Genomic DNA, 16,211 nt, shown 5'->3' with positions numbered 1-16,211 from the left:
AAAACTCACAACTCTTTTCTCCCCTTTCCCATGCCATAGGTGAGAGCATAGCTGGTAGCCAACAGCCACAGCCAAACAGCCGGATACCGGGGCTCCAACCAAGGCTGTACCCTGCGGGCGAAGCTGGGAAGCCATCCGAACAGCAAACTGGCCAAAGCCAGCAGAGTAAAATTCAAGTAACTTCCCAGCCAGCGCCAAATATCCCCCAAGGTGACAAAATCTAAAATCCACAAGAGGAGAGAAGGGTTTTTTCCGGCTGCTTCGATCGCCAGTCGATTGAAAGTTAGCCAGTCGGTTCTGTCTTTAATAAAAGTTTCGGCTACGGCGAGTTTTTGCCCTGCCAAAATACCGAAAAAGGTATTGAGAATTGAATTAATTCTTTGGGGTGGCAAACTGCTCCTGGTAGGAACCATCATGCCTTTAGAAAACAGCCAAGTTACTGAAACATTGCTCTGGTAAGCGCGAATTTGGTTTAAGTGATTTGCCGTCAACAAATTGTGCTTTAAAGCTGTATTCAACAGGTCTGTTAAGCGGAAAAGATTGCGGACAAGAGAGCCGAAGCCGGTGAAAACGAGGGGAGATTGCAGGGATGCTGCGTCGCCGATCGAGATTAGGCGATCGATCGCCACGGAGCGATCGCTGCTGTTGCTGCTAAAATGCCCCGGAATATAACCAAAGGTCGGTTTTTTCCACACCAATTTATCGACATCGCAGCGGCGGTATTCCGGCAAAATTGCGAAAAAATCCTCGTACATTTCCAGCAAAGAACCGGGATTCTCTGGATGTACTTGGTGGTAGTGAAATAGATAAACTGTCAGTTCTGTGCCGGCGCCGGGAAACAACTCCCAAATGAGCTGGCGCCCGCGGGAAATGTCCCCGTGAGTGTAGAGCACATCCCCGTACTCGGAATCCCACACTCCCGGCTCAAATCCTGCGTCGATGACTGCTCCCACTGTCGGACAAACGCTGTCAAAAGTCCGCCCTTCGTTCAATTGCCAAGCGATGGGAGAAGCCGAACCCATTGCATCCACCAGCAGCCGTCCTAATGCAGTGCGATCGGCTTTTGTCGGCAAGTGGTGGCCTTGAACTACTACTTTTTCTGCTTCAACATCGGCTCTAAGAAACTCAGTTTCGTCCCAGATTTCTCCACCAGCTTCTGTTAGCTTAACTCCCGCTAAATTCAGCAATTTCTCTCCGTCCAAAGCTACATTGAGTACCTTTGGTGTGTGCAAAACTGGCGCTTTCGCCACGGGCGGATTGTTAGCATCAAAAAACTTGTTGTAGCCATCTTTGTATTCTCTGGCAATCAAAGTTTCGATTTCTGCCGCCGTAAATAAACCCAAATCAATTAAGCTTTGAATTTCGTCCCGCGAAATATTCCACTCGCGATTCATTCGCCCGAAAGGCATTCGTTCAACTAGCAGCACCCGGTAGCCCAATCTCGCCATGACTGCGGCGTGAATCACTCCCAAGGCCCCGCCAATATAAATTAAGTCATAAAAAGTATCGCCAGAATCAGACAGCGAAATTGTACCTTCTTCCCTCTTCCCTGTTCCCTCTTCCTTCTTCCCTCTTCCTTCTACCTTCTTCCCTGTTCCCTCTTCCTTCAAAAACACTACTTGTTTTGGCGTTTGAGGATTGCGAGTGCCTTCGCGCCAACGCTGTTCCCACCAGTAGACGCGCTTGAGGTCGTATTCGCCTTGAGGCATTTTTTGGAAGTATTTGACGGTGAGGGGGTAATAGGGGGCAAGAGCCTCAAAAATTGACTGTTTGGAGAGGTCTATGACAGGGGGTTCTCGGTAGCGATCGGGAAACTTGTTTCTCACAGCAAGATTCAGAGCTTCCAGGAACTTTCTTTCTCCAGCAGGCGCCTCTTCTAGACGAAAGACTTTTAAATAAGTGGTGCGTTGCAGTGACCAGACAAAGGTGGAAAGTTCTGTCGATCGCCAATTTGGGTTTCCTGAATTGATGTCAGCCAATGCGGGTTTTGGATTGGCATTTTGAGTTCCAGACTTCAGAACCTCGGCTGTTGTGGCTGGTGAAAGCAGGCGAAAGCCGTCAGCAGTAATAATTTTTTCTCCGATTCCGGGATCGAATTCGTGCTGCAACCAAGTGCAGACGGCTGCTGTATCCGGTGTCGGGACTTCTAGATAAAGAATTTCTTGCATGATTAGGCTCTCAATTCTGAATAAATTAATAAAGATGGGGGAGTTGACAAGGGAGCAAAGTAGGCTATACTCCCGAATACTTATTGAGTTTTAAATAAGTTTACAATGTTCTCAGATTTTTAGGTTTTCGATCGCTCTTGCTCTCGGTGGGGGCGCAGTGGCTGAATATCTACTCCTTTCGGTATGCACTTCTATGAATTATCCCATTCCTACGAATCCTCAAGAAATGATTGCTTTGCGACAGCAGCCACTGAATGAAGAATTGGTGGCGTCGGCGATCGCGGGTGTGATTCAAATAGCTCGATCGCGATCTCAGTCTTTGGAGGAATTAAAGGCTGAGGTACTCGCGGACGACAATCTGCTCGATTTTGCTCAGAGGCTATGGCTGAGCGACATTGTGGCTCAAGCTTGGAACAATTTGCCTGATTACTAGACTGCGGCTAAAAGATCTATCTAATTAAAGGTGAACTTAAAATGGTACAAACAACATTAAAATCCTTAACTTTAGAAGAGTTTCTCCAACTACCCGAAACCAAACCTGCAAGCGAATACATTGATAATCAAATTATTCAGAAACCACTGCCACAAGGAAAACACAGTGCGACTCAATGTGAACTAATTATTTTCATTAACGCTATATTAAAACCAAAAAAAGTTGCACGAGCTTTTCCATAACTCCGGTGTACCTTTGGCGGAAGGTCAACAGTGCCTGATGTTTCAGTATTTGTCTGGAACAGAATTCCCACAGATGATAACGGCGAAATTGCTAATGTTTTTACCATAGCTCCTGATTGGACAATAGAGATTTTGTCGCCGGAACAAAGTCAAACTAAAGTTACTAAAAATATTCTCCACTGTTTAAATCATCAAAGTCACATGGGCTGGCTGATCGATCCCGACGAACAATGCGTTTTTGTTTATGTTCCTCAGCAACAGACAGCAGTATTTGATGAACCAGAAATGCTGCTACCGGTGCCGTCCTTCGCTAGCGAACTGCGGTTGAGTGTCGGAGAATTATTTGGGTGGCTGCTGAAATAACCTTCGGAAGGAAGAAGGAAGAGAGTGATTTTGACACGGATACACGAATTCAATACTGCCACCAGTCAACAGTCAACGGACTAACGCAACTCAACTTCTCGCTTGACTTCTGCCAAAACTCGATCGCCCCGCGTCAACCGGTATTCGGCCCGCCAAACTCCGGGAATCAGAGGAGAATTTGTGCTGTTTCTTTTGCCGACATAACCCAACCAAGTGCGGCTGGGGGCTTTAATTTCATTGGTCTGATCGGCGATGGTTGTGCCGTTGGGTGCAAATAATTTGTATTGTTCCCGATCGCCCTTGAGCACTCCGTAACTTTGTACCCAAAACAACAAAGCTGGACTGTTTGCAGGGAGTTTAGTCTCTGAAAATTGTCCTTCCCAGGCAGCGTTGATATCGGGTGGCTTATTGGCAAAACCAGCCCGAATTAAACCTGTGGAAATATAGTCTAGAGGCTTGTCCCAAATAGGATTGCGGGCGATGTTGCAGCCTACCTTCGCGTCGGGGCCGACAAACGGATCTACGGGTTTGCCTTGATAGCGAAAAGTTACGTGTACGTGGGGGAAAGATGCCATCCCAGAGTTTCCCACCATGCCCAAAACTGTGCCTTTTTGTACCTGCGTACCCGGTTTGACGGCAACGCTGCCTTTGCGGAGGTGGCAGTATTGGGCTTCCCAACCACCGCCGTGGTCGATTACCATGCCGTTGCCGCATTCTGTGCCTGCGATGTTGGCTTTTTCTGTATCATTTTGTAAACGCCGATCGACCACACCATCTCGTGATCGCAAAACTTTGCCTGCAGCGGAGGCAATAACTGGCACTCCTTTTGCCATTGCTTTGGCGTCGGGAATGGCAAAGTCTGTGCCGTCGTGGCCGTCGTAGGTTTGACGCCCGCAGCCAAAATCGACGGCGGTGGGGCCGGGTTCTCGATCGAAATACAGCAATACAAAACAGTCTTTGCCTAGGGTACAGTCGATCGGCTTACCGAATTGCGGGTTGTTGGGCTTTTGCGCGACTGCGGTCGAAACGAGACGCTGGGCGATGGTGTTGGCTTCGGCGATCGGCGCACTTACTCCGCTGTTGTTAGCACAGCTAGAAAGACTTGTCAACCCCAAGGTCAACAAAATTGCAGAAATGTATTTTGTGGAGAGTATAGTCATTCGCCGATGGGATGTAAAAGCTGAGGTGGGTAGTGAAAAATCAATTAATCATTCAGAATAGAGTTGCTCAAGAATCTAGACGATGGCTAAGGCGTTTTCGTTTCCTATCTTTGTTGTATTATTTTGAGTGAGAAATTTTAAAATTTTAATTAGTTCCAGAATGGGTTCTAAAATTCGATCGCTCATTTCGATAATTCGCCTAGCCGGGCTTGCGGTTGCGGCTTTGGCGATGTGGGGATTTGCCACTATTGCCGAAGAGGTGTTGGAAAAAGAAAGTTACGCTTTCGATACCTCTATTTTACTAGCTCTGAGGCAATTGCACACTCCGCTGCGCGATCAAATAATGCTGGGCTTTACCTTTTTGGGCGAACCGAAGTTGCTGCTAGTGATTTGTCTGACGTTGGGTATTGTTTTGCTAGCGCGCAATCACCGATCGGAATCGGCAACAATTGCGATCGCGGGTGGGGGAGCGATCGGTTTAAATTTACTGTTAAAAAAACTTTTTGCCCGCGATCGACCTCAACTTTGGGATCGCGTTGTTAATGTAACATTTTACAGTTTTCCTAGCGGACACGCGATGATTTCAATGGTTATTTACGGTTTGCTAGGATATTTCTTGGGTGTACGCTTTCCCAAGCAGCGCTGGTCGATTTACAGCTTGACAGTTGGATTAATTGCTGCTATTGGTTTGAGCCGGCTTTACCTAGGAGTTCACTGGCCTACCGATGTTATTGCTGGTTATACGGCTGGTGTGGTGTGGCTGATTACCTGTATTATCACTTTGGAAATATGGAAGGAATTGCGTTCTTTGACTACGGCTTCTAAAGAGGAGTTTTTGTCACCGGAAAATTCTCAAGAATAATTTTTAATCTTCTACTCAAGACTGACTATTAGCTTTTGGGTAAAACACAGGGCAATTCCTTTTTCGTAGTAAGCAGCCTCGTTAATGAAAATTGGATATACGGTTGATTTACCTTCATACAAGACCGACTCACCATCAAAGGTCAAAAACATCGGATCGCCGGGATTCAGGGCTTCATAATCTCTGGATTGCAGATGAGGATGAATCATTGCCTGAATTTCTCTCTTCTCGTTTCTGGGATAGTCGATCGCCCCAATGGTGTGATAAATAGTCAGGGGATTCTTTGCAGCAGGCATTGTGCCTTGATTGTAGGCTTCTACGCCGTCTAGTATGGTGCCGACAACTTGCTCAGTTTGCTGAAATAAAGACGCATCCAAGACACCTTGCGGCACTGCACCAACTTCCAGCGTACCGCCTAATTCAGAAAGCGATCGCAGCAAAGGACTGTCATGATTCTTGGTTGTAGAAGCGAGTAGCTTGAGGTGGGGATACACAGAGGTTAAATAAGCTGCTAGTTGCAGGTTAAATGGATGATGGCTGGCGAGAATAAATGTTAGCCCCATGTTGGACGTGGTGCTGTGCAAATCGATAATTAAGTTTGGCAGATGAGTGTTTTTTGAGCTAAAAATGCGGTAAATTTCTTTCGCCCGCTGCGCTTCATAGCTGGAGAGATGGGGATTTTCTAAATCTTGCTGTCGAAAGCAGCGGTTGAGGTCGATATCGATGTAGCGCGTCCCGATTTCGCAAGCTTTGGGATTGGCTAGCAGGGCGATTGTTTCAAATGTCGATCGCCCAATTAACTCTGGCGCGCGATCAAATTTCTTCACGAGGTAAATTCCTGTGAGTTCGTTTCCGTGGGTTCCTCCCACTATGGCAACACGTTTAATTTGGTTCATAGACAAATATCTTCCTATCCCAAGCGTACCACCCTTTGTCATCTGTTGGTAAAAAACATGAGATTGATGTTTATTATGTGTTTATATTTAGATTATCTAAAGTTTAAGTATGTATCACACGCAGAACTGAGAAACCCGGTTTATCTGGCTATTTCTAGTAACTACTAAACCAAAAACTCATTACGATCGCCACCGCGAAGAAATCGATCGCATTATTTCGGAGACAATGTTGGTATCGAGTAAATAACGCAGCGTCATTCAAAGATGACCTCGCGTCCTGCAAAAGTTCGATCGCGAACTTCTCCCCAAATTTCATCAGGATTTAAACCCAGTTCGTGCAGTTGATATTTTTCACGAAATGCAGTGAGAGATTCTCCAAAGCTAAGTTCGAGATTCTGTGGCTGTTTGCGGCGTTGAATGTATTCGCGCAAAGCGATTGCAACTAGAGTCTCGAACTCAATTTCTCCCTCAAGTTCGATCGCATCTTGCAGCAGTCCCGTATCCACATTCAGGCTCGTCACCATTGGCTTTCCTCTTTTAACGGTTATTTTATTATAGTTGTGATGCCTCGCTCAGAAACCGGGTTTTTGCCCAGAAGACGCATGACAGTGTAGAAACAAAAAAAACCCGGTTTCTTTGGCTGCGGTGCGCGGGAAACTCCCCACTAAGCAAAAAATCCTGTCACAATAAAATGAATCCTACCGAGAGACAAAGGGCATGACGCGAGAGGAAGCAGTGCGGCGAATTGACCAAGCAGCCGAGGAAAAATTGACGGAACTGGATTTGTCGGGGCTGGACTTGGAGGAATTGCCGCCGGAGATTGGCAAGTGCACGCAGCTTGAGACGTTGGTGTTGGGGAAACGGGATGAGGAGAAAGGAGAATTTCTTGGGAATAAGTTAACTGAGTTTCCTGATGTTGTTCTGCAATTAACTAACTTAAAAATACTTGACCTCAGTAGGAATCAGATTACGGTCATCCCAGAGGCGATCGCCCAACTCTCGAATCTGACACAGCTTGACCTCAGAAACAATCAGATTACGGTCATCCCAGAGGCAATCACCCAACTCTCGAATTTGACACGGCTTGGCCTCAGTTACAATCAGATTACGGTCATCCCAGAGGCGATCGCCCAATTCTCGAATCTGACAGAGCTTTACCTCGGTGACAATCAGATTACCGTCATCCCAGAAGCGATCGCCCAACTCTCAAATCTGACAGAACTTAGCCTCAGTTACAATCAGATTACGGTCATCCCAGAGGCGATCTGCCAACTGTCCAATCTAACAAAGATTTTCCTTCATAACAATCAGATTACCTTCATCCCAGAGGCGATTGACCAACTGTGCAATCTGACAGGGCTTTACCTCCGTCACAATCAGATTACCTTCATCCCAGACGCGATCGGGCAACTGTCGAATCTGAAACTGCTTACTCTCCAGAACAATCAGATTACCTTCATCCCAGAAGCGATCGGTCAACTCTCAAATCTGACAGTGCTTTACCTTTGGAACAATCAGATTACTCAAATTCCAGAGGCGATCGGTCAACTGTCCAATCTGACAGTGCTTGCCCTTTGGAACAATCAGATTACTCAAATTCCAGGGGTACTCGGCCAACTCTCAAATCTGACAGAACTTAACCTCAGAAGTAATCAGATTGAAAAGATTCCCGAATGCTTAGAAACACTGCCAAAACTTGAAAAACTCGACCTCCGCCGCAATCCCCTGCCCATTTCTCCAGAAGTTCTAGGGCCCGCTAACCTGGAGGAAGATCCCGGTACTCCCGCCGCCATCTTCAACTACCTGCGCCAACTCCGCAGCGGAAAAGTCCTCCCCCTCAACGAAACCAAAGTCCTCCTCGTCGGGCAAGGCAGCGTCGGCAAAACCTCCCTGATCAACCGCCTCATCGACAACAAATACAACCCCAACGAGCCCCAAACCGACGGACTCAACATCACAGACTGGAAAATTATAGTCAACACCAAACCAGTCAAACTCAACGTCTGGGACTTCGGCGGACAAGAAATCTACCACGCCACCCACCAATTTTTCCTTACCAAACGCAGCCTCTACCTCCTCGTGTGCAACTGCCGCACCAGCGAAGACGAAAACCGCCTCGAATACTGGCTGAAACTGATCGAAAGCTTCGGCGACGCATCCCCCGTCATCCTCGTGGGCAACAAGTGCGACGAACAACCCCTGGATCTCAACCGCAAAGCCTTGCGCGACAAATATCCCAACATCAAAGCGATTATCGAAACCTCTTGCCAAAGCGGAACCGGCATCGACGAACTCCGCAGCGCCATCCACACCGAAATCTCCGAACTCAAAGAAGTCTACGATCTTTTGCCGCTAAGCTGGTTCCAAGTCAAGCAGCGCTTGGAAAACCTCGACAAAGACATCATCAGCATCAGCGAATACGCCACCATCTGCGCCAAAGAAAACATCTTTGAAGAAACCGACCAAACCCAACTCATCGGACTGCTGCACAACCTGGGCATTGTCCTCAACTTCCGCGAACACCCGATCCTGCAATCCACCAACATCCTCAATCCCCACTGGGTGACTGAAGGCATCTATGCCCTCCTCAGCGACGACGCACTCAAAGTCAAAACCAAAGGCATTCTCACCTACGCCGACCTCAGCCGCATCCTCGACTCAACTAAATATCCCAGCCACCGTTACCACTGCCTCACCGAGTTGATGGAGGAATTTGAACTCTGCTTCCCCGTCAGCCATTGTCCCGCGCGGACTTTCCTCATCCCCGGCATCTTGCCCAAAGAGGAACCGCAAAACACCAAACTCCAAGGCGAAACCCTGGAATTTCAATATCACTACCGCATCCTCCCCGACAGCATCCTCTCGCGCTTCATCGTCCTCAACCACGAGAAAATCCACAACTGCACCCACTGGCGCACGGGGGTTATGCTGGAGTACAGGGAAGGCGCTGAGGTGTACAACATCGCCCTGATCAAATCTGACCCGGAAGATAAGAAAATCTTTATTGCCGTTAGCGGGCGGGAATCGACGCGACGTTCTTTCCTCAGCATGATTCGCGATACGTTTACCAAAATCCACAATTCTTTTGCCAATCTGGAAATCAGTCAATGGGTGCCGGTTCCCGGTTATCCCGATGCCGATCCGCTGGATTATGATGAATTGCTAGGGCTGGAGGATATGGGCGAGAATACAGTGCGTGTCGGCAAACTCAAACTCAAACTCGATTTGCGGCAGTTGCTGGATGGGTATGAGTCGATCGAACTTCGGCGCAGAAAGCAAATGGGCGATCGAGAAATGGAAAAATACGGAAGAGAATATAACGATGGTGTAAATGCTTCTAATTCTCAGCAAATTGTGTACAACGTTCACTTAGGTAATAACAAAATGACTCAAGATTCTCCCCAAAACAACAATAATTTTCAAGGCGCACAAATAGCCAACGCTGCTATTGCTAACGAAGTAAAAGACAATGCCCAACAAACAGCCTCTGGCGGCCTTCAAAACAATAACGCGAATACCGCTGAAATTCTACAACTGATTTCATCGATGCGCGAAACCGCCGCCCAGTTACCCGAAGACATCCGCGAGGGCGTAATTATCGATATTGAAGATGTCGAAACGGAAGTCGAGAAACCGGAGAACGAATGGAATAAAGCCAGGTTAAAGAAAAGCTTAACAGCTCTTGTCGCGTTGGCTGGTATTCTCGGTACTGGTGTGGGAGGCGCGATTGATATTGCTAATAATGCGATCGATGTCGGTCAAAAGCTGGGTATCGAACTCAAGTTACCGTCAGGACGCTAAATCATTTAAAATTAAGGTGACTGGGGCTATCATCGCCCCAATAGCCCCAAAAACCTCGGTGTTGCCATGCGAAAAATTGTACTATACATTGCATCTAGCTTGGACGGTTATATTGCGCGATCGAACGGCGATATTGACTGGCTGTTTACAGACCAAAATTACGGTTATAGTAAATTCTTAGATAGCATCGATACGGTTCTCATGGGTCGAAAAACTTACGAACAAGTTCTAACTTTTGGCGAGTATCCCTACCAGGAAAAAAAGAGTTATGTTTTTACGAAAAATCCAGATTTTCAAGCCACTTCTGATGTCGAACTGGTAACAGATTTAGAGAGTTTTGTCAAGGATTTGCGCTTGCTTGAGGGCAAGAATATTTGGTTGGTGGGAGGTTCTCTGCTGATTCGCGATTTCCTGAATCAAAATTTTGTTAACGAAGTGATTCTATCGGTGCACCCGATTATTTTGGGCGAGGGAATTCCTTTATTTACTAATCCCATAAATACTACAGCTTTGCAGTTAAGTGGATGTCAGACATACAGTTCTGGTATGGTTCAGCTATCTTATGATGTCGCGACTTGAGGGCGCGCCCAATTGCTAAGTCGCTTGCAAAATGCTGTCCGTTGGTTATCAAAAAAGGTAAGATAGGACTTAGTAAGTTGGCGGATGATGAAATGTGTTTGCTACTTCTTGTTATTAACATCTTTTTTCTGGGTCGCGCCTCCTGCTGATGCCTCTGTATGCCGCAATTATCAAGGAAGCGAGATTTGCATTGTCGATATCAAACGCAGTGCGAAAAACTATTGGGAATACAGGGTAATTCTGAGTGTTGATGGAGTTAAACAGCCTCTGGAAGTCTACAATTGCCGCGATCGCACTACAGTTAAGAAAGATGGAACTGTTTTGGCGTTTGGACAAAACAACCCTGGTGAAATCGTCTGCCGTTTTTTTAATCAGAAATAAGCAAAGGAAGTTATTGTAGGGTGCGCTTCGGGCTGAATGTGGCAACCACCAACTCAAGAATTTTTCCCGAAGCGCACCCTACGTTAGAATTTGTCGTCTACTGCTGAAACGCAGCGTTCGCAAATTAGCGGATGTTCGATCGACTCTCCGACATGAGTCGAGTAATTCCAGCAACGATCGCACTTTTCCCCGTCCGCTTTGACTACACCAATCGCCAACTCGGGAGACTGATAACTGTACGGCAATTCTTGCAGGATTGCATTCGATTCAACCAGTTCCACTTCCGAAGTAATGAACAAATAGCGCAATTCGTCTACACCCTTGCCGGTCATTGTAGAATCGTGCGTTACAGCTATTTCAGCAGGAATTTCTAGTTTGGGTTCGATCGCCACTAATTCTGCTTGCGGGATTTGGGGTGTTTCTACAAACACTTTTTCGGCTGGGGCTGTTTGTACGATCGCCTGTGTTTCTACAAGCACAAGCGCTGTCTCTAGTGGGGGTGCGAGGACGATCGCCTGTGTTTCTGCAAGTACAAGCGCTGTACTCCGGCCCACCACATCTGCTGTCAGCGAATCAATTTGTTCGGCAATTTCTTGACGGTTGGCGGCAAACAGCAAGTGACGGAAAGCAAACCAGATTGTAAATAAGATGCCGATGACTTCCAATAAGCCTCCCAAAAGCGGAATCTGATTTATCGTATCCAAAATCGCCAGGGTTACTCGGCCCGTTATTAACACAGAGGCTAACAGTCCAACTGTTACCAGCGCTTTTTGGTATTCTGTGACAAAGTTGCCCGCGTATTCAGGCAAGTTAGCCACAAACTCGGCGCTTCGATCTAAGATTTGCTGCAAATCTAAAGCCGAGGTTTCCGGGGCAGAATACTGTACGATCTGAGAAGCTCGATCGCCCTTTTCTGCGAGCGTTTCCGCCTCAACATAAATTTTGTTTTCTGTCAAGACTTTGGCAACTTTTGCCGCTTGTTCTTCCTGTTTATCCTGTGCTGCTTTTGCTTTCTCCTCTGCCGCTAACTCGATGACGGAATTTTGCGATCGCACATAATCCACCAATTCTTCGCTGCTGGGATTCAAAGCTTGCAATTGCTCTCTTTTCTCAACATCGGGAACGTACAATAAAACCTTAGCTTCCAAAGAAGAACCGATCGCCTTTTCAATCCTGGCTTTTTCCAAAACCTTGTTAACTTCGCCGCGCACTTGGCGCAAATACTGCCAGCGAGTAGCCAATTCTGGATTGTGCCATGAAGCATCAATTTGCACCCAGCCGGCTTCAAACACGGACTTGTAAGGAGTCGGATAGGGAAGGTACTGCCAAATATCCTCAGCCATGTGACACAACACAGGTGCGATCGCCCTTGCTAAATTCTCCACAGCAATTGCAATCACCGTCTGACAACTGCGGCGGCGAAGGGTATCTGTCGCACTGATGTAAAGTCTGTCTTTGGCAATATCCAAGTAAAAATTCGACAAATCCACCGTGCAGAAATTCTGCACTGTTTGGAAAAATCGGGAAAATTGGAAGCTTTCAAAAGCATCTTGGACTTCCGCAAAAACTTCACCCATTCTGTGCAGCATATAGCGATCGAGTTCCGGCAATTCCTCGTAAGCAACGGCATCTTTTGCCGGGTCAAAGTCGTGCAAATTGCCCAGCAAAAACTTAGCTGTATTGCGAATTTTGCGGTAAACATCCGACTGCTGTTTGAGAATGTTTTTGCCCAAAGGCACATCAGCGGAATAGTCTACCGAAGACACCCACAACCGCAAAACATCGGCTCCATATTCCTTAATTACGACCGCCGGATCGACGACATTTCCTTCAGATTTGCTCATCTTCCGGCCTTTTTCATCGAGCACAAAACCGTGAGTCAAAACTGTTTTGTAAGGAGCAACGCCGTTAGTTGCTACACTGGTCAGCAAGCTGGATTGAAACCAGCCGCGATGCTGGTCTGAACCTTCCAAATAGATATCAGCAGGATAGTTTAATTCCGATCGACCTTTGGCAACTGCGGCCCAGGAAGAACCAGAGTCAAACCACACATCCATCGTGTCGGTTCCCTTGCGGTAAGTGCGACCGTTATTGCGGTAAGATTCCGGCAGCAATTCATCGATCGACAATTCCCACCAAGCATCGGAACCTTTCTCGGCAAAAAGGGCTTGCACATGGGCGATCGTTTCTTCATTTAACAACGGTTCGTTGTTTTCTTCGTCGTAGAATACGGGAATGGGAACGCCCCAAGTCCGCTGGCGAGAAATACACCAATCCGATCGATCGCTTACCATTGCCGTGATTCTATTTTCCCCTTGGGCGGGAATCCAATTCACCTCGCCGATCGCTTTTAAGGCTTCATCTCGGAACCCTTCAACGGAGGCAAACCACTGTTCCGTCGCCCGAAAAATGGTCGGCTTTTTCGTGCGCCAATCGTAAGGATAAGAGTGAGCGTAACTTTCCTCTTTAATCAAACAATTTGCTTCGGCAAGGGCATCAATCACTGCGGCATTGCCATTTCCGAGGACATTTAAACCTGCGAACTGTCCTGCTTCTGCGGTGAAATTTCCGTTCTCGTCTACGGGGGTTAAAACTGGCAAACCGCAGCGTTTTCCTACGATAAAGTCTTCTTGTCCGTGCCCCGGTGCGGTGTGCACCAATCCCGTCCCGGAATCGGCGGTAATGTAGTCACCGCCGGCAACAATTGGACTTTCGCGATCGAACAACGGGTGTTTGTAACTGCAACCTTCTAATTCTTTGCCTTTGAAGGTGGCAAGTATTTTTAATTGAGTGTTAAAAGTTGCCGACAGCCGATCGACCGCATCGACAGCTACTAACATAAATTGTTGTGCGATGTGGGAATTTGCCGGCGGTTCCACCACCGCATAAGTCAGTTCGGGATTGACGGCGATCGCCAAGTTTGCCGGAATTGTCCAGGGAGTAGTCGTCCAAATCGCCGCCCAGAGGCTCGGCATATAGCGCTTGAGCTTCGTTTGCAGGGATTTTGACAATTTTTTCACATGAAAGCCGACGTAGATGCTGCGCGACGTGTGACCTTCGGGATATTCCAATTCCGCTTCGGCGAGGGCTGTTTTCGAGCTCGGACTCCAGTGAACAGGTTTGAAGCCGCGGTAGATGTAGCCTTTGAGCACCATTTGACCGAAAACGCCAATTTGAGCGGCTTCGTATTCGGGTTTTAGGGTTAAATACGGGTGTTCCCAGTCGCCCCAAACGCCGTAGCGCTGGAAGGATTCGCGCTGCTGTTCCATTGTTTGCTGCGCGAAGGCGGAGGCTTTGCGGCGGAGTTCGATCGGGGTAAGATTTAGCCGCTCCTCCGATTTCATGTTCTGCAATACTTTAAGTTCGATCGGCAATCCGTGACAATCCCAACCGGGCACGTAGCGGACTTTTTTGCCGCGCAGCATTTGGTAGCGGTTGATAAAGTCTTTGAGGATTTTGTTGAGGGCGTGGCCGATGTGGAGTTGTCCGTTGGCGTAGGGTGGCCCGTCGTGCAGGATGAACAAGTCGCCTGGGTTATTTTCGGATAGGCGATCGTAGATTTCTTGATCGGCCCAAAATTGTTGCAATTCTGGTTCCCGTTTGGTGGCGTTGGCGCGCATATCAAACTTGGTTTTGGGCAGATTTACCGTGTCTTTGTAAGATTTAGCTTCCATTTTTGACAAACTTTTTATGTAGTTAGTTGTTAGTAGTTAGCGGTTATTTGAGAGATGATATCAAGTCCAGTTAAATAATCATAATTAAGTTTGTAGTGAAGACCGCAAGTCCTCTCTCGTCCTTGAAGAGCTGACAACCAGATATTCTAGTATAAGCGATCGACCGCACATTTGATCGAACCAAATCCGTAGAGATCTCTCTCTTCTCGAACTCTGCGCCCTCTGCGCCCTCTGCGGTTAAATCATTCCGGTCGAACCATAAACGATATCACAAATCGACCTTGGGCTATTCCGTTAGCCAACTGAACATTTCACCGACGGTGAGATTGAAGGATTCAGCAATTGACACTTGCAGTCGGTTAAAACCGACTTTCGCTATGAGACAGGGAATTCATTCCCTGTCGGAATGTCGGAATGTCGGAATGTCGGAATGTCGGACTCGGGCGAGTGAAAACCCCTCAGAGGAACAGTCCCAACCCGCGGCTAAAAGCATTACCAATACGATCGCACAATGACGCGACGGGCACTCCCTGTCCTTCCTGTTCCCATTTTTCCACGAGTTGGCGGCCCAGGGGCGTGAGGCGAAAACTGTCGGTAATCCCTTGTCCGTCTACTTCCCGCCGCAACACGCCGACTTGGATCAGCCAGAGTAGGGAGTTTTCAGCTACGAGTTCGGATACGGGCGATCGGGTGTAGCCGCTTTCAACACCGGAATTTGAGGCGATCGCAGTTAGGAAAACACTGTTATCGCGGATGGTCTGAAAGAAGTGTAATAGAAAAGGGGAACAGCGGACGGCGCGATCGGCTCTTTTGACGGTGCGATCGGGATAACTAATAGATTTAAACGCTTCGGATGGGATAAAAGTCATTGAGAGAACCTCTGAATAGGTTGTATATTTTTAATTGTTACCGATTATATGGTAAGTTTGGCGGTTGATTTACTAAACCAAGAAACTATCTATCTCATCAATAAACCTTTTGAGTTGGTTAACTCTCTTAACCAAGTCCAAATACAAAAATTCATAATCAAGATTATTTATAATCTCTTGCGAAGTTATTTCACTTTTATCATAATTTCTACTTACTAATCGATAAATATCCTTTAAATCTTGACTGGGATGTGGCCTTTGTTCAATATCAATATTTATTAAATCTAAACCTAATTGTTGCAAAATAAAATCTGGGATTAAACGGCTATCTAATTTATAAAAATAATGCCATTCTGCTAAAAACCATGCTTCTATTTCCATAACAGCTAAAGTTATATAAATTGGAATTCCCATTGGCTGCACCAGCTTCAACCATCCTTTAATTCCTCCTTCTACTTGTCCCTTTTCACTTAAAGATTTTGGGTATAAATCTCTCAAGCCTAAAATTTTTTCATAGCCACTATTCGTTAGACTTTCATGCTGTTTTCTGATATCAGAAACTACATGAGCATCACAACCGCAATCATATAAAAGAACAAAAAAAGGAGCATTTTTTATGGTACTTAATTTAAGGGGTTGAATTATACGACTAGCTTTGCCACCTTGAAATTTATAAGTTTCAATATCTATTTCTTTGTATCCCGCAATTTCCTGAAATAACCTTTCAACAAATATCTGTTCTGTTTGTCCTTCAACAAAACAAGCAATTTTCTTTGGTGTCAT

General features: G+C 46.7%; 12 protein-coding genes and 1 pseudogene. 6 read left to right on the top strand and 7 right to left on the bottom strand.

Features of this window, described 5'->3' with window-relative positions:
- Window positions 1-5 precede the first annotated feature (5 nt).
- Window positions 6-2,168 carry a flavin-dependent dehydrogenase gene (locus QUA70_RS11340; protein ID WP_333349377.1) on the bottom strand — a complete coding sequence of 721 codons (2,163 nt, stop codon included), beginning with the start codon at window positions 2,166-2,168 and terminating at the stop codon, window positions 6-8.
- Between the two features lie 193 nt (window positions 2,169-2,361).
- Between QUA70_RS11340 and QUA70_RS11335 the strand changes: the two genes are divergently transcribed.
- Window positions 2,362-2,601, top strand: a complete 240-nt coding sequence (locus tag QUA70_RS11335; RefSeq protein WP_333349376.1) for a hypothetical protein — start codon at window positions 2,362-2,364, stop codon at window positions 2,599-2,601.
- A 41-nt stretch (window positions 2,602-2,642) separates the two neighbouring features.
- Window positions 2,643-3,206: pseudogene (locus QUA70_RS11330) on the top strand (Uma2 family endonuclease).
- Between the two features lie 80 nt (window positions 3,207-3,286).
- Here QUA70_RS11330 and QUA70_RS11325 read toward each other — a convergent pair.
- The gene (locus QUA70_RS11325; protein ID WP_333349374.1) at window positions 3,287-4,366 is read right to left on the bottom strand and encodes a M23 family metallopeptidase; all 1,080 of its coding nucleotides are present in this window, start codon (window positions 4,364-4,366) and stop codon (window positions 3,287-3,289) included.
- Window positions 4,367-4,526: 160 nt separating this feature from the next.
- On the opposite strand from QUA70_RS11325, the gene QUA70_RS11320 reads away from it, so the two are divergent.
- A complete protein-coding gene (locus tag QUA70_RS11320; protein ID WP_333349372.1) occupies window positions 4,527-5,228 on the top strand; it encodes a phosphatase PAP2 family protein in 702 nt (233 codons plus the stop codon).
- An 11-nt stretch (window positions 5,229-5,239) separates the two neighbouring features.
- On the opposite strand, the gene QUA70_RS11315 is transcribed toward QUA70_RS11320, so the two are convergent.
- Window positions 5,240-6,124, bottom strand: coding sequence for an aspartoacylase (locus tag QUA70_RS11315; protein WP_333349370.1), 885 nt, complete (start codon window positions 6,122-6,124; stop codon window positions 5,240-5,242).
- A 254-nt stretch (window positions 6,125-6,378) separates the two neighbouring features.
- Window positions 6,379-6,648, bottom strand: coding sequence for a type II toxin-antitoxin system VapB family antitoxin (locus QUA70_RS11310; RefSeq protein ID WP_333349368.1), 270 nt, complete (start codon window positions 6,646-6,648; stop codon window positions 6,379-6,381).
- Window positions 6,649-6,841: 193 nt separating this feature from the next.
- On the opposite strand from QUA70_RS11310, the gene QUA70_RS11305 reads away from it, so the two are divergent.
- The 3 genes from QUA70_RS11305 to QUA70_RS11295 all read left to right on the top strand — a co-directional run bounded on the left by QUA70_RS11305 (window position 6,842) and on the right by QUA70_RS11295 (window position 10,885).
- A complete protein-coding gene (locus tag QUA70_RS11305) occupies window positions 6,842-9,925 on the top strand; it encodes a leucine-rich repeat domain-containing protein (RefSeq protein ID WP_333349366.1) in 3,084 nt (1,027 codons plus the stop codon).
- 66 nt (window positions 9,926-9,991) lie between these two features.
- Window positions 9,992-10,504, top strand: coding sequence for a dihydrofolate reductase family protein (locus tag QUA70_RS11300; RefSeq protein ID WP_333349365.1), 513 nt, complete (start codon window positions 9,992-9,994; stop codon window positions 10,502-10,504).
- An 84-nt stretch (window positions 10,505-10,588) separates the two neighbouring features.
- A complete protein-coding gene (locus tag QUA70_RS11295) occupies window positions 10,589-10,885 on the top strand; it encodes a hypothetical protein (protein ID WP_333349364.1) in 297 nt (98 codons plus the stop codon).
- An 83-nt stretch (window positions 10,886-10,968) separates the two neighbouring features.
- On the opposite strand, the gene ileS is transcribed toward QUA70_RS11295, so the two are convergent.
- The 3 genes from ileS to QUA70_RS11280 form a co-directional block, all read right to left on the bottom strand.
- Window positions 10,969-14,559, bottom strand: a complete 3,591-nt coding sequence (ileS, locus tag QUA70_RS11290; RefSeq protein ID WP_333349362.1) for an isoleucine--tRNA ligase — start codon at window positions 14,557-14,559, stop codon at window positions 10,969-10,971.
- 458 nt (window positions 14,560-15,017) lie between these two features.
- On the bottom strand, window positions 15,018-15,428 hold the full coding sequence (locus tag QUA70_RS11285) for an Npun_F0494 family protein (RefSeq protein WP_333349360.1): 411 nt from the start codon (window positions 15,426-15,428) through the stop codon (window positions 15,018-15,020).
- A 72-nt stretch (window positions 15,429-15,500) separates the two neighbouring features.
- Complete coding sequence (locus QUA70_RS11280; RefSeq protein ID WP_333323910.1) at window positions 15,501-16,211, bottom strand: hypothetical protein; 711 nt, start codon at window positions 16,209-16,211, stop codon at window positions 15,501-15,503.

It is taken from the genome of Microcoleus sp. LAD1_D5 (genome assembly GCF_036702115.1).
GTDB lineage: Bacteria > Cyanobacteriota > Cyanobacteriia > Cyanobacteriales > Microcoleaceae > Microcoleus.
This window is presented reverse-complemented; position numbering and strand designations above follow the sequence as displayed.

What these genes read in the sequence shown, in the direction of transcription:
- QUA70_RS11305 (WP_333349366.1), top strand. Translation starts at nt 6,842, where the DNA reads ATGACGCGAGAGGAAGCAGTGCGGCGAATTGACCAAGCAGCCGAGGAA.
- QUA70_RS11325 (WP_333349374.1), bottom strand. Translation starts at nt 4,366, where the DNA reads ATGACTATACTCTCCACAAAATACATTTCTGCAATTTTGTTGACCTTG.
- QUA70_RS11315 (WP_333349370.1), bottom strand. Translation starts at nt 6,124, where the DNA reads ATGAACCAAATTAAACGTGTTGCCATAGTGGGAGGAACCCACGGAAAC.
- QUA70_RS11320 (WP_333349372.1), top strand. Translation starts at nt 4,527, where the DNA reads ATGGGTTCTAAAATTCGATCGCTCATTTCGATAATTCGCCTAGCCGGG.
- QUA70_RS11300 (WP_333349365.1), top strand. Translation starts at nt 9,992, where the DNA reads ATGCGAAAAATTGTACTATACATTGCATCTAGCTTGGACGGTTATATT.
- QUA70_RS11340 (WP_333349377.1), bottom strand. Translation starts at nt 2,168, where the DNA reads ATGCAAGAAATTCTTTATCTAGAAGTCCCGACACCGGATACAGCAGCC.
- QUA70_RS11335 (WP_333349376.1), top strand. Translation starts at nt 2,362, where the DNA reads ATGAATTATCCCATTCCTACGAATCCTCAAGAAATGATTGCTTTGCGA.
- QUA70_RS11280 (WP_333323910.1), bottom strand. Translation starts at nt 16,211, where the DNA reads ATGACACCAAAGAAAATTGCTTGTTTTGTTGAAGGACAAACAGAACAG.
- QUA70_RS11310 (WP_333349368.1), bottom strand. Translation starts at nt 6,648, where the DNA reads ATGGTGACGAGCCTGAATGTGGATACGGGACTGCTGCAAGATGCGATC.
- ileS (WP_333349362.1), bottom strand. Translation starts at nt 14,559, where the DNA reads ATGGAAGCTAAATCTTACAAAGACACGGTAAATCTGCCCAAAACCAAG.
- QUA70_RS11295 (WP_333349364.1), top strand. Translation starts at nt 10,589, where the DNA reads ATGATGAAATGTGTTTGCTACTTCTTGTTATTAACATCTTTTTTCTGG.
- QUA70_RS11285 (WP_333349360.1), bottom strand. Translation starts at nt 15,428, where the DNA reads ATGACTTTTATCCCATCCGAAGCGTTTAAATCTATTAGTTATCCCGAT.